Here is a 13,352-nt window from a genome sequence, read left to right as displayed (position 1 = left end):
CAATGATAATTATGACAAGGGGATCGCAGGATACAAGAGTAAAAAATATAAATAGAGAGCTGCTAAAAATGTCTAGTCTAGTTGAAAAGCAAATATATGAGAGTTTGCTAAGTTTAAAAAAATATGATCTAGAAAAGGCTGAGCAAGTTATTAAGAATGATGATATTGTTGATGATATGCAAAAAATGATAGAAGAGGAATGTATCAAATTTATAGCAACTGAACAGCCGCTCGCAACAGATTTAAGGAGAGTATTTACAGCATCTAAAATAGTGACGGATTTAGAGAGAATGGCAGACTATGCAGTAGATATATGTAAGATAACAAAGAGGATTGGGAAAAAGATAAGCTCATTTGAAAAAGGTTCAGAAGAATTATGGGAGATGGACGATAAAGTTAGAGCTATGATAAGAGCTTCTGTAGACTCATATATTAATGAAGATGAGGAAATGGCATATAAGGTTTGCGAAAAGGACGATGAAATAGATGCATTCTATAAATCTTTATTCTCCACTTTAATTAACTCAATAAAAGTAGATGAAAATCTGCTTCAAGAAGGAACTCAATTACTATTTGCAATAAAATATCTAGAGAGAATAGGAGATCATGTAACTAATATATGTGAATGGACTATTTTTTCAAAAACAGGTTCCTATGTTGATTTAAATGAATAAGATGTATAAGTATTATAAAGTGTCCTTAATTTATTGAGGACATTTTTATCATTTGGTCATGAATTTCTTGACTTAGGTATTATATTAATGTAATATGAAAAAAATAAATTGAAAGCATAAAGAAAATATATCATATAATAAGATAACTCGTGATAATTTAATTAATGATATTTTTTATTATTTAGAAAATTATAATCAAGTCAAATCTGTGGTGATTTTTAAAAGTAGCAGAAACACGTAGTGTGCGATGTAGATTTTATTTATGTAACTAAGGTGTAAACGATAAATTTAAGTATAAAGGGGCAATGGAAGAATGACAAGAGGATCACAAGATACTAAAGTAAAGAATATAAATAGGCAATTAGTGATTATGGCAGACTTAGTAGAAAAGCAGATATATGAAAGTATGCTGTGTTTAAAGAATTGTGATATAGAAGCAGCAGATGAAATTATTAAAGCTGATGATAAAGTTGATGAATTACAAAAAATAATTGAAGAACAGTGTATTAAGTTTATTGCAGCAGAGCAGCCTCTGGCAACAGATTTGAGAAGAGTGTTCACTGTTTCGAAAATAGTGACAGATTTAGAAAGAATAGCAGATTATGCAGTAGATATTTGTAAAATAACAAAAAGAATCGGCAAAAATGTGAATTCTCTTAAAAAGGTTTCAGAGGATCTATGGGATATGGAAAGAAAAGCAAGGTATATGATAAAGGCATCTATAGATTCCCACGTCAATGATGATGAAGAAATGGCATATAGAATTTGCAAAAAGGATGATGAGATAGATACTATATATAGATCGCTGTTTGCTTCTTTTATTAAAGCAATAAAAAAAGATGAAAGTTTACTTCAAGAAGGAACTCAATTGTTGTTTGTAATAAAATATTTGGAAAGAATAGGGGATCATGTGACTAATATATGTGAATGGACTGTCTTTTCAAAAACAGGAGCTTATGTTGATTTGAATGAATAGGACTATATAATGTAGGAAAATGTTCTTTGCTATTAAGAACATTTTTTGTTTTGTTAAATCATTTATACGAGAAATGAAATCTTTTGAAGCTATTTTTTTAAAAGGTATGAATAAAAAACATTATTATTTTATGAAATTATAATGAGGTTAAACATGTTTTAACAATATGAATTGTTGACTTAACTAAGGGTTTAATGTAATATAACAAAGATAAGAATGTTATAATAAGGGGTGAAAAAATGAAAAATATTATAACAAAAGTAACCTCTAATGGAATTGCAGAGGAAGTCGGGATAGAAGAAAATGATATCTTAGTATCTATAAACAATAAGGAAATAAATGATATCATAGATTATAAATTTTTATCTGCAGATGAAGAGATTGTTTTAGAGATAGAAAAACCTAGTGGTGAAATATGGGAAATTGAAATTGAAAAAGAATATGGTGAGGATATAGGGATAGAATTTGGCGGGGGAATTATGGATAAAGCAAAATCATGCAGTAACAAATGTATATTTTGTTTCATTGATCAGCTGCCTAAAGGAATGAGAGAAACATTATATTTTAAAGATGATGATTCTAGATTATCATTTTTACAAGGAAATTTCGTGACATTAACAAATATGAAAGATGAGGACATTGATAGGATAATAAAATATCATATAAGTCCAATCAATATTTCTGTACATACAACAAATCCAGAATTAAGAGTTCAGATGCTAAATAACAGATTTGCAGGTAATGTTCTTGAAAGAATGCAAAGACTAGCTGATGCAGGAATTACAATGAATGCACAAATAGTTTGTGTTCCAGGGATAAATAATGGAAATGAACTTAAAAGAACAATTGAAGATTTATATAAACTTTATCCAGAAGTCTCAGATGTAGCAGTAGTTCCAATAGGTATTACTAAGTTTAGGCAAGGACTTAAACATGTTAATACGTATACAAAGGAACAATCTATTGAGGAAATCAATAATATTAAAGAATTGCAAGATACATATATTAAAGAAACTGGTAAGCCATTTGTGAGATTATCTGATGAATTTTATTTAGTCGCAGATAAAGAAATTCCAAATCAGGAATTTTATGATGATTATCATCAAATAGAAGATGGTATAGGAATGGTTAGGTGTTTTAGAGATGCCATAGATAGCACTTTAGATGACTTGGATTTAAATATGAAGGGAAGCTTTTCTATAGTTACAGGAGAGCTGGCGTATAATGAATTGCTTGAAGCCAGCAATAAAATTAAATGTAAAAATCCTAAGATACAGCTTGATGTCTACAAAATAGTGAATCATTATTTTGGAGAAACTATTACTATAGCAGGACTTTTAACTGGAACTGATATAATAAATCAGATGAAGGGAATGATAAATAGTAAGTATTTAATAATGTCTAATAACATGTTTAGAAAAGGCTACGAATTATCTGATTCTAATGAGCAGATAATGCTGGATGATATTAAAATTAAAGATATTGAATCAGCTTTAGATGTCAAGGTAATAGTAGTTGACTACACAGGTGAAGATTTAATAGAAAAACTTAATGAGGCATATGAAGAAAAATAGACTAGCATGCTGGCTTGTTATTTTTGAATATGTCTAAATATAAAGAGGAGGAATTTTAATGGGTAAACCGATAGTTGCTATAGTTGGAAGACCGAATGTTGGAAAATCAACGTTATTTAATAAATTAGCAGGGAAAAGAATTTCAATAGTTCAAGATACACCAGGGGTTACAAGGGATAGGGTGTATGCAGAGGCTGAATGGCTGAGATATAATTTTACTATGATAGATACAGGTGGTATTGAACCAGAGAATAATGATATTATTATAAAACAAATGAGAAGACAAGCAAATATTGCAATTGAGACAGCTGACGTAATAATATTTATAGTTGATGGTAAAGAAGGATTAACTGCTGCAGATAATGAAGTGGCTACTATGCTTAGAAAGAGCAAAAAACCAGTAGTTTTAGTTGTTAATAAAGTCGACAATTTAAAAGATGAAAATAATGCTTATGAATTTTATAATTTAGGAATAGGTGATCCTATGGCAATATCAGCAGGGCAAGGATTAGGGCTTGGTGATATGCTTGATGAAGTAGTTAAGCATTTTGATAAATCTATTTATGATGAAGAAGATGATGAATATATTAGAATAGCAATGATTGGTAAGCCTAATGTAGGTAAGTCTTCTTTAATTAATAAATTGCTTGGAGAAGAAAGAGTAATAGTTTCTGATATTCCAGGAACTACAAGAGATTCAATAGATAGTCATTTAGAAACAGAAGAAGGTAAATTTATTTTAGTTGATACGGCTGGTCTTAGAAGAAAGAGCAAGGTAAAAGAAGAAATTGAGAGATATAGTGTTATAAGAACTTACGCTGCAATAGAAAGAGCGGACGTGTGTATACTTATGATTGATGCAACAGAAGGAATTACAGAACAAGATGAAAAAATAATAGGTTATGCTCATGAATTGAGAAAGGCTATTATGGTTATTGTTAATAAGTGGGATTTGGTTGAAAAAGATGATAAAACTTTAGATAAATTTAAAAAGGATCTTCAATCAAATTTAAAGTTCTTAAGTTATGCTGAATACTTATTCATCTCTGCACTAACAGGACAAAGAACTAATAAAGTGCTTAAGTTAGCAAGATATTGCTATGATAATTACAATAAGAGAATTTCAACAGGTATATTAAATGATGTTATAAGTAAAGCTGTACTAATGAAGGAACCACCTATCGTTGGAATTAAGAGAATGAAAATCTACTATGCAACTCAAGTTGCAACTAAACCGCCTAAATTTGTGTTCTTCATAAATGATGAAAGTGCAAGACACTTCTCATATGAAAGGTATTTGGAAAATCAATTAAGAGATAGTTTTGATTTCAAAGGAACTGGAATACAAATTGAATATAGACAAAGAAAGGAATAGTTATGAGTAAAATTACTTTTTTAGGAGGAGGAAGCTTTGGAAGTGCCTTAGCTGTTTTACTTGCAGAAAAAAATAATGTTGTTAATATATACGATAGAGATAAGAATGTTGTTAACGAAATAAACATTAAGAAAACAAACGAAAAGTATATGAAAGATTTTGCAATTCCTAAAGGAGTAACTGCATTTAATAGTATTGAAGAAGCAATAGATGGTGCTGATTATATAGTTTTATCAGTACCTTCCCATGTAATTAGAAGTATGTGTATAGCGATTAAGGGAAAGATCCCTAGAGATATTCCAATAATATCTATTGCAAAAGGTATTGAGGAAGACACAGATAAAAGATTATCGGTTGTAATTGAAGAAGAATTAGATAATCCAGTTGTAGTTTTATCAGGACCAAGTCATGCGGAAGAAGTTGTGATGAGAATACCAACTACAATAGTCAGTACATCTAAAGAAATGAAATTTGCTGCTGATGTTCAAGATTTATTTATGACACCATATTTTAGAGTCTATACTAATGACGATATAATAGGAGTAGAAGTTGGTGGAGCTGTAAAGAATGTAATTGCGTTAGCTGCAGGAGTTATAGATGGTCTTGGGTATGGAGATAATACAAAAGCTGCACTACTAACTAGGGGTATGAAGGAAATTTCTAGAGTTGGAATAGCACTTGGTGGAAGAGCAGAAACTTTTTACGGCTTAACTGGTATGGGGGATTTAATAGTTACCTGTACATCTATGCATTCTAGAAATAGAAGAGCTGGTTTACTAATAGGTAAAGGTATGTCTCTTGAAGACGCTTTAAAAGAAGTAGGAATGGTTGTTGAAGGAGTAAAAGCTTGTAGAGCATTTTATCAACTGAAGGAAAGAATAGGTATATCAATGCCTATAACAGATGGACTCTATAAAGGATTATTTGAAGGAAAGAATGCCAAGTCTATTGTTGATGAACTCATGAATAGAGACAAAAAGAGTGAATTATTTTAATATTTATAGTATTGGAATATGAGTATATTTTAGGAATTTATTTTCAAGTTATTTGTACCAGTTATATAAAAAAGATTGATTTTTTATATAGCTGGTTTTGTATTTTCAAATGTTAGTAAATTATAGTCTGATTAAATTCCTCAATAGGTTGTGTGAAAAGTTACTTGAAAAAATATATATGTTGTAATTCACATTTCACAATTACGGCTAAAATTTTTGCAATGTCTTCAGAGTTATTATGAAGAATTGTTATATATATAGTGATATTTTATACACGCTATAAAAATAGTAGATCAAGTATGTTTGAATATGTTGGCCACTATTTTTTTATTCTTTTTTAATTATGCCTAATGTTAATGTTTAATTTTAAAGATAGGAATTTTAATAATATTTTAATCATATATTTAGTGATTAGAATTGTGTTAAAATTTTTTATTTATTATATTTGTATATTTTAAATAAAGCATGAATATATATATATTGGAAAAAAGAATATGGGAGGGAAAAATGTGGACAATTTTAACATATACAAAGATATAGCCGATAGAACCCAAGGGGACATATATGTAGGAGTCGTAGGACCAGTTAGGACAGGGAAATCTACATTTATTAAAAAGTTCATGGATCTTATGGTAATACCTAAAATTGATAATACTTATAAAAAGGAAAGAGCAAAAGATGAGTTACCACAGAGTGGCTCAGGAAAAAATATTCACACAACAGAACCTAAATTTGTACCTAATGAAGCAGTAGAAATAAATTTAGGGGATGAAATAAAATTTAAAGTAAGGATGGTTGACTGCGTAGGATATATTGTAAAAGGAGCATTAGGATATCTAGATGGTGAGGAAACTAAAATGGTTCATACACCATGGTATGATTACGAAATACCTTTTGAGGATGCAGCAGAAATTGGGACAAGAAAAGTTATAAAAGACCATTCAACAATAGGATTAGTAATTACAACTGATGGAAGTATAACTGGAATAGATAGAAATGACTATGTAGAACCAGAAGAAAGGGTAATATATGAATTACAGTCACTAAATAAACCATTTATTGTAGTTCTTAATACTAATAAGCCTAATTCTCAAGAAACTAAGGCATTGAAAAAAGAATTAGAAGATAAATATAATGTAACTGTTCAAGTTATGGATGTTTATAATATGGAAGAACAAGATATTGAGGATTTATTTAAACACGTACTTAAGGAATTCCCTGTAAAAGAAATAAATATTGATATGCCTGAATGGTTAGAAAAATTGGAATGTAACCATTGGCTAAAAAAAGACTTTTTCAACATAATTATGAACATGAGTCAAGATGTCTCTAAGGTAAGAGACATAAAATACTGCTTAAATGATTTTGAAAATGAAGACTTTATGGGAAAAGCAACCATAAATGAAGTTGATTTGGGTAGTGGAACAGCAAAAATATCTATGAAACCTAAGGATGGAATTTTCTATAAGGTTCTTAGTGAGATATGTAATTTAGAAGTTGGTTCAGAAAGTGACTTACTAAGCATAATAAATGACCTAAGTCATGCAAAATGTGAATATGATAAGGTTAAAGATGCATTAGAAGATGTAAGAGAGAGTGGCTATGGATTAGTTGCACCACAACTTTCGGAAATGAAGTTTGAGGAGCCTGAAATAGTTAAACAAGGTAATAAATATGGAGTTAAATTAAAGGCAAGTGCTCCAAGCTTACATCTTATAAAGTGTGATATTAAAACTGAGATAAGCCCTATAATGGGATCAGAAAAGGAATCCGAAGAACTAGTAAAAGGCCTTCTAGAACAATTTGAAACAGATCCAGCCCTTCTTTGGCAAAGTAATATGTTTGGAAAATCTTTAGAAGTGTTAGTAAAAGAAGGATTACAAAATAAGCTATATAAAATGCCAGAAGATGTTCAAGTTAAGATTCAAAAAACTTTGCAGAAAATTATTAATGAAGGTAATGGTGGATTAATCTGTATAATACTTTAAAAAATCTGATATAAAGATTTTTATAATTTAATCCTAACAAAGTGTTGATTTTATATTGTAGTTAAGTAAATTAGTTATATTAGTGATACTACATATTAGGCATAATAAAGAGAATAACGAGTGCATATGCCAAGCCTATTTTCAAGTACATGGGGAGGCTCCACTCTCTAAGGTCCATGAGCAAGCGATTTACACTTAATCATAGGTTTTGGTTCTCGGCTCACGGAGGCAGAGAACCAAAATAGGCTAGATATAAGAGGAATCTGCTTCCATGCCTAATGAAAATAATCATGGTATCTTGGGTTCGTTTTTCTCGTATATGCCTTATGTATTGTAAAGTAATAAAATCAACACTTTTTTTACCATGATTTTTTATTTAAGTGGTGGAAAAATACATACTACTGGGATATAATAAAAGAAAGGATATAAATGAGGGGTATTATGAAAAGAGAGTATAAAGCTTATAAGAAAGTTGGTAAAATTAAAATCTCTATAAGTGAGCTCTTAGAGCTTGATTTACCTAGAATAGTTTATGCCTCTCCAGGTGTTGTAAACCATATAAAAAAAAGACATGGTAGGCAATTCACAAAAAAAATCAAGGATAATATAATAGATACTATAGAAAAAGTGATTAAAGATCCACAATATGTTGGTGTGAATTATAAGAGATCAGTTGGTGACTCTCTTGAATTAGTTAAGAAGGTTGATAATATTATCTTACTTTTAGGATTGGAAGTTGATTTAGAAGATCAATATATATATGTCGCAACTATGTATCCAATAACATTATCAAAAATGAATGCTAGAATATATAAAGGAAGATTAATAAAAGTTGAAGATAGTGAATTAAAAGAAAATATATTATAATTAATTTTGAAATAAATTTTGTTTTTTGAGGTGAGAAAAGGCTCCTCACGCGCTAGTCTTAGTAATCAGAGATGCAGGATACGCCGACCTGCCAAAAAATAAATTATATTAGAGAGATTACTTAACAATGGTTTAATAAATAGTTGTTAAGTAATCTTTTGCTATTTATAGAATACTAGGAATCTTTGATTCCTAAGAATATTTTCTCAATTAACTATTTGCAAAAATTAGTTGTTGAATAACCTATGCTATAATGTTACGTTCTGTATATATTCCATAAAGAATATTATTTTGAGGGAGTAAATTCATTCAATACAGCAGTTTCTTGGTCTGCAGTTATAGTTCCAGCAGTTACTAATGCATCAAGTTTAGTTTTAAACATGTCTTTGTGGTTTCCGCCATTGAAATTACCTTGTGGTTTTAGAGCATTTTCTATTGATGTTTCCTTTTCTGATGTTAAAGTGCCAGCTGTTACTAAACTGTCTAAAGCTGCTTTAAATCCACCTTTTTCATTACCAGCATTAGTTAATGCAGTTTCTATTGCTGTTTGTTCATCTGATGTTAGGGTTCCAGCTGTTACTAATTCTGCTAACTTGTTCTTAAACATGTCTTTGTGGTTTCCGCCATTGAAATTACCTTGTGGTTTTAGAGCATTTTCTATTGATGTTTCCTTTTCTGATGTTAAAGTGCCAGCTGTTACTAAACTGTCTAAAGCTGCTTTAAATCCACCTTTTTCATTACCAGCATTAGTTAATGCAGTTTCTATTGCTGTTTGTTCATCTGATGTTAGGGTTCCAGCTGTCACCAATTCTGACAACTTATTCTTAAACATGTCTTTGTGGTCTCTGCCATTGAAATTACCTTGTGGTTTTAGAGTGTTTTCTATTGCTGTTTCTTGATCTGATGTTAGAGTTCCTGCTGTAACTAATGCATCTAACTTAGTTGCAAATCCTCTACCTTGCATTCTTTGGTGTTGAGTTGTTGATGTATCACTTGTCGTATTAGATGTATCTGCTGCAAATACCCCTATACTACTTGATCCTATAATTAGGCTTGCTAAAATGGCTCCTGTTATAATCTTACTATTTATGCTTTTACTTTTCATATTGATTACTTCCTTTCTAAACCTTTTTCAATAAAATTTTGTTTATTAGCTTTTATTTGCCTTAATTATAAATAGCTAATATTACAATTATGTCACAGAAATTAGTAAATATTGTTACATATTCCTTTGGATTCAATCGTATTAAAATACATTTGTTATTTAAATTAGCAACCACTGCAATAAGGTATCTCTATAAATGCATAAATAAATTTTTTCATAAATATGAAACCTTTAAATTTTATATATAAAGTGAGTATTCTGTCTAGTTTATAATAATGTACCTTTACTAGATACAATTATTTTAAATAACTTGTCACTAATCAAGATATTATCTTTAATTATGAAAAATATTATTGGTTATACTTGTTTTTGCGTGATTTCAAGCAAGTTGATGACAAACGGCAAACCGAACAACCCTTCACTAATCTCTAGTAAAGAGATGAATTTAAGGTTTTATAAGGTTTGTAAATATAAATGTTAACAATTTGTGAACAGAATGTTGACATAGAAATTTATTATGATTATACTTAGTAAAGCAAACTCCAAATTGTTTAAAAGTTAAAAGGAGGTGTACAGTTGATAAAAAGTATGACTAGCTTTGGAAGGGCTCAAAGCGAAGATGGAAGAAAGTCAAGTTTCTCTATAGAGATGAAGAGCGTAAATCATAGATATTTAGATATAAATATAAGAATGCCTAGAACGATGTTGGCTTTAGAAGAGAAGATAAGAAAGATAATTAGTAAAAGACTAAATAGAGGTAAGGTTGATGTTTTTATTAATTATAAAGCATATGGAAATAACATTGGAAAAGCAAATCTAAATATGAAGTTAGCTGAAGAGTATTATAAATGTTTAAAACAAATCCAAAGTGAATTGAACGTTATTGATGATATATCTACAACTAAAATAGCTAAATTTCCTGATGTTATTACATTGGAAGAGTTGGATGATGATTTAGATGATATTTTTAGCGAGATATCGCCTCTGATTGAATCGGCTCTAGATTTAATGAATGATATGAGATGCAAAGAAGGCGAAAAATTAAAAGTTGATATTTTATCAAAAATTGAGATTATAGAGAATTATGTTGAAGAAATAGAAAAGGTAGCTGATAGTATTCCAAAGAATTACAAGAAGAAACTTGAAGAAAGATTGGAAGAACTATTATCTGGTGTTGATATAGATGAAAGCAGGATAGCATTAGAAGTGGCTATTCTTTCAGATAAAGCAGCAGTAGATGAAGAAATAACAAGACTCAGAAGTCATTTAAGCCAAATGAAAAGTACGTTAGATTTAGATGAACCTATTGGAAGAAAGTTAGATTTCATAATTCAAGAAATGAATAGAGAAGCTAATACTATAGCATCTAAATCAACAGAAATAAATATGACTAACAAAGTAATAGAGATAAAAAATACCATTGAAAAGATAAGAGAACAAGTTCAAAACATTGAATAATTAGGAGGTAAAAAATGGGAATAAAGTTAATAAACATAGGCTTTGGGAATATAGTCTCTGCTAATAGATTAGTTGCAATTGTGAGTCCTGAATCAGCACCTATTAAAAGAATTATTCAAGAGGCAAGGGATAGAGGTATGCTAATAGATGCTACTTATGGAAGAAGAACTAGAGCTGTAATAATAACAGATAGCGATCATGTTATTTTATCAGCAGTTCAACCTGAAACAGTAGCTCATAGATTATCTACAAAAGATGATATGGCAGTTGATGAGGATGATGAATAATGATTACTAAAGGGAGAGGTCTATTAATAGTTATATCAGGACCATCTGGTGCTGGAAAAGGTACTATATGTAAAAGATTTATGGAGAAAAATAAGGATGTAATGTTGTCTGTATCAGCTACTACAAGATCTCCAAGAGTTGGAGAAGTAGAAGGCATTAATTACTTTTTTATGTCCAAAGAGCAGTTTTTAGAAAAGATAGAAAGTAATGATTTCTTAGAATATGCAGAAGTGTATGATAATTACTATGGTACACCTAAATCTAACGTTGAAGAAATGTTACAAAGTGGGAAAGATGTTATTCTAGAAATAGATATACAAGGTGCATTAAAAGTTAAAGAAAACACAAGAGAAGGAGTTTTTGTATTCATCCTTCCACCATCTATGGAAGAGTTAAAACAAAGAATCATTAACAGGGGCAGTGAAACTAACGAATCTCTAATGAAGAGATTTAAATCAGCGTATAAGGAAATTAATTTTATTTCAAAATATAATTATGCAGTAGTAAATGATAAAGTAGAGATAGCTGTAGAAAAATTAGAAGCTATAATATCTGCTGAAAAATGCAGAGTAGATAGAATAAAAGATAGTATATTAGATTCAAAGGAGGGAATTATTCATGAACAACTCTATGATTAGTCCATCAGTAGTAGACTTATTAGAAAAGATACATGACAGATATTCTTTAGTAATTTTAACATCAAAAAGGGCTAGACAAATAATAGAAGGTGCAGAACCTCAGATTTCAATAAAATCAAATAAACCTTTAACAATTGCAATAAATGAAGTGGATCAAGATGCAGTTGAATTTGAAATTTTAGAAGAAGGTCTTAAATAAAATGAAAAAGAATTTAGTGTTGGGTGTAAGTGGTGGAATTGCAGTATATAAGGCATTAGAAATAGTAAGTTTACTTGTTAAAAAAGATATTAATGTTAATGTAATTATGACAGAATCAGCTACTAAATTTGTGACCCCATTATCATTTCAATCTTTAAGTCAGAATATGGTTACATGCGATATGTTTGCAGAACCGAAAGCTTGGGAGATTCAACATATAAGTTTAGCAGAAAAGGCAGATGTATTCTTAGTAGCACCTGCTACAGCTAATATAATAGGTAAAGTTGCAAATGGAATAGCAGATGATATGCTTTCGACTACAATAATGGCAACTAAGGCAAAAGTGATTTTTGCGCCTGCAATGAATACCAATATGTATGAGAATCCTATAGTCCAAGAAAATATTAAGAAATTAAAGTCACTTGGATATGAATTCATAGACCCAGCTGAAGGAAGACTTGCTTGTGGAACAAGCGGTAAAGGTAAACTTGAAAGTCCTGAAATTATTGTTGACAAAGTTTTAATGGAATTAAATGAAAATAAAGATTTGCTAAATAAAAATGTTGTAGTAACAGCAGGTCCAACTATAGCACCTATAGATCCGGTGAGGTTTATTACAAATAGATCAACTGGAAAAATGGGTTATGCTATAGCAAAGGAAGCACGAAATAGAGGAGCCAATGTAACATTAATATCTGGACCAACATCAATAATAGCTCCAAAAGATATTAATGTTGTAGAGGTTTCTACAAATGAAGAAATGAAAAATGAAGTTATGAACATATTTGATGAAGCAGATATAGTAATAAAGTCAGCTGCAGTTGCAGATTATAAGCCTAAAAATTATAGCACACAAAAAATAAAAAAAGGTGATGGAGAGCTTTGCATAGAATTTATTAGAGATAATGATATTCTAATGGAGCTTGGAAGCAAAAAGAAAAATCAAATTCTAGTAGGATTTGCGGCTGAAAGCCAAGAGTTAAAAGATAATGCTATGTCAAAACTACAAAGAAAAAATTTAGATTATATTGTAGCAAACGATATAACAGCAAGTGATACTGGGTTTGCCTCAGAAGATAATAAAGTAATAATCTTGTCTAAAGAAGGTAAGGAAATTTACTTAGATAAGATGAGCAAAGAAAAAATTGCAACTAACTTATTTGATATTATACTTGAGAAGCGCTAGAATTTGCGCTTCTTTTATTAATATTGGAAA

13 protein-coding genes are annotated in these 13,352 nt (G+C 29.9%); 12 read left to right on the top strand and 1 reads right to left on the bottom strand.

Features of this window, described 5'->3' with window-relative positions; genetic code table 11:
• Nucleotides 1-11: 11 nt before the first annotated feature.
• The 7 genes from phoU (L3B96_RS01550) to L3B96_RS01520 all read left to right on the top strand — a co-directional run bounded on the left by phoU (L3B96_RS01550) (nucleotide 12) and on the right by L3B96_RS01520 (nucleotide 8,449).
• Entirely contained in the window at nucleotides 12-674 is a 663-nt protein-coding gene (phoU, locus tag L3B96_RS01550) for a phosphate signaling complex protein PhoU (protein ID WP_078114841.1), read from the top strand.
• Between the two features lie 313 nt (nucleotides 675-987).
• On the top strand, nucleotides 988-1,650 hold the full coding sequence (gene phoU / locus L3B96_RS01545) for a phosphate signaling complex protein PhoU (RefSeq protein WP_011968472.1): 663 nt from the start codon (nucleotides 988-990) through the stop codon (nucleotides 1,648-1,650).
• Nucleotides 1,651-1,889: 239 nt separating this feature from the next.
• Nucleotides 1,890-3,224, top strand: a complete 1,335-nt coding sequence (locus L3B96_RS01540) for a DUF512 domain-containing protein (protein ID WP_238858635.1) — start codon at nucleotides 1,890-1,892, stop codon at nucleotides 3,222-3,224.
• A 58-nt stretch (nucleotides 3,225-3,282) separates the two neighbouring features.
• The gene (gene der / locus L3B96_RS01535; RefSeq protein ID WP_011968474.1) at nucleotides 3,283-4,599 is read left to right on the top strand and encodes a ribosome biogenesis GTPase Der; all 1,317 of its coding nucleotides are present in this window, start codon (nucleotides 3,283-3,285) and stop codon (nucleotides 4,597-4,599) included.
• 2 nt (nucleotides 4,600-4,601) lie between these two features.
• Nucleotides 4,602-5,594: an NAD(P)H-dependent glycerol-3-phosphate dehydrogenase gene (locus L3B96_RS01530; protein ID WP_011968475.1), complete on the top strand. Its 993-nt coding sequence runs from the start codon at nucleotides 4,602-4,604 to the stop codon at nucleotides 5,592-5,594.
• Between the two features lie 509 nt (nucleotides 5,595-6,103).
• Nucleotides 6,104-7,582: a stage IV sporulation protein A gene (gene spoIVA, locus L3B96_RS01525; protein WP_011968476.1), complete on the top strand. Its 1,479-nt coding sequence runs from the start codon at nucleotides 6,104-6,106 to the stop codon at nucleotides 7,580-7,582.
• A gap of 441 nt (nucleotides 7,583-8,023) precedes the next feature.
• Nucleotides 8,024-8,449: a hypothetical protein gene (locus L3B96_RS01520; protein ID WP_011968477.1), complete on the top strand. Its 426-nt coding sequence runs from the start codon at nucleotides 8,024-8,026 to the stop codon at nucleotides 8,447-8,449.
• Nucleotides 8,450-8,735: 286 nt separating this feature from the next.
• Here the strand turns inward: L3B96_RS01520 and L3B96_RS01515 are convergent, their stop codons facing one another.
• Nucleotides 8,736-9,554: a hypothetical protein gene (locus L3B96_RS01515; protein ID WP_238858634.1), complete on the bottom strand. Its 819-nt coding sequence runs from the start codon at nucleotides 9,552-9,554 to the stop codon at nucleotides 8,736-8,738.
• 576 nt (nucleotides 9,555-10,130) lie between these two features.
• Between L3B96_RS01515 and L3B96_RS01510 the strand changes: the two genes are divergently transcribed.
• The 5 genes from L3B96_RS01510 to coaBC are packed head-to-tail and all read left to right on the top strand — an operon-like array spanning nucleotide 10,131 to nucleotide 13,322.
• Nucleotides 10,131-11,012, top strand: coding sequence for a YicC/YloC family endoribonuclease (locus tag L3B96_RS01510; RefSeq protein WP_017210774.1), 882 nt, complete (start codon nucleotides 10,131-10,133; stop codon nucleotides 11,010-11,012).
• A gap of 14 nt (nucleotides 11,013-11,026) precedes the next feature.
• The gene (locus L3B96_RS01505; RefSeq protein WP_011968480.1) at nucleotides 11,027-11,299 is read left to right on the top strand and encodes a DUF370 domain-containing protein; all 273 of its coding nucleotides are present in this window, start codon (nucleotides 11,027-11,029) and stop codon (nucleotides 11,297-11,299) included.
• Nucleotides 11,299-11,937, top strand: a complete 639-nt coding sequence (gmk, locus tag L3B96_RS01500) for a guanylate kinase (RefSeq protein WP_238858633.1) — start codon at nucleotides 11,299-11,301, stop codon at nucleotides 11,935-11,937. Before L3B96_RS01505 ends, gmk begins: the two co-directional genes overlap by 1 nt.
• Nucleotides 11,918-12,136, top strand: coding sequence for a DNA-directed RNA polymerase subunit omega (rpoZ, locus tag L3B96_RS01495; RefSeq protein WP_011968482.1), 219 nt, complete (start codon nucleotides 11,918-11,920; stop codon nucleotides 12,134-12,136). Before gmk ends, rpoZ begins: the two co-directional genes overlap by 20 nt.
• Before the next feature lies 1 nt (nucleotide 12,137).
• The gene (gene coaBC, locus L3B96_RS01490) at nucleotides 12,138-13,322 is read left to right on the top strand and encodes a bifunctional phosphopantothenoylcysteine decarboxylase/phosphopantothenate--cysteine ligase CoaBC (RefSeq protein ID WP_011968483.1); all 1,185 of its coding nucleotides are present in this window, start codon (nucleotides 12,138-12,140) and stop codon (nucleotides 13,320-13,322) included.
• Nucleotides 13,323-13,352 lie beyond the last annotated feature (30 nt).

This window comes from Clostridium sp. YIM B02569 (genome assembly GCF_022320765.1).
GTDB lineage: Bacteria > Bacillota > Clostridia > Clostridiales > Clostridiaceae > Clostridium > Clostridium beijerinckii.
Note: the sequence above shows the minus strand (reverse complement) of the source record. Positions and strands in the feature narration are given on the sequence as shown.

Bases quoted from the DNA above. Each gene is read 5' to 3' on its own strand.
- phoU (WP_078114841.1), top strand. From the start codon at position 12: ATGACAAGGGGATCGCAGGATACAAGAGTAAAAAATATAAATAGAGAG.
- phoU (WP_011968472.1), top strand. From the start codon at position 988: ATGACAAGAGGATCACAAGATACTAAAGTAAAGAATATAAATAGGCAA.
- L3B96_RS01540 (WP_238858635.1), top strand. From the start codon at position 1,890: ATGAAAAATATTATAACAAAAGTAACCTCTAATGGAATTGCAGAGGAA.
- der (WP_011968474.1), top strand. From the start codon at position 3,283: ATGGGTAAACCGATAGTTGCTATAGTTGGAAGACCGAATGTTGGAAAA.
- L3B96_RS01530 (WP_011968475.1), top strand. From the start codon at position 4,602: ATGAGTAAAATTACTTTTTTAGGAGGAGGAAGCTTTGGAAGTGCCTTA.
- L3B96_RS01520 (WP_011968477.1), top strand. From the start codon at position 8,024: ATGAAAAGAGAGTATAAAGCTTATAAGAAAGTTGGTAAAATTAAAATC.
- L3B96_RS01515 (WP_238858634.1), bottom strand. From the start codon at position 9,554: ATGAAAAGTAAAAGCATAAATAGTAAGATTATAACAGGAGCCATTTTA.
- L3B96_RS01505 (WP_011968480.1), top strand. From the start codon at position 11,027: ATGGGAATAAAGTTAATAAACATAGGCTTTGGGAATATAGTCTCTGCT.
- gmk (WP_238858633.1), top strand. From the start codon at position 11,299: ATGATTACTAAAGGGAGAGGTCTATTAATAGTTATATCAGGACCATCT.
- rpoZ (WP_011968482.1), top strand. From the start codon at position 11,918: ATGAACAACTCTATGATTAGTCCATCAGTAGTAGACTTATTAGAAAAG.
- coaBC (WP_011968483.1), top strand. From the start codon at position 12,138: ATGAAAAAGAATTTAGTGTTGGGTGTAAGTGGTGGAATTGCAGTATAT.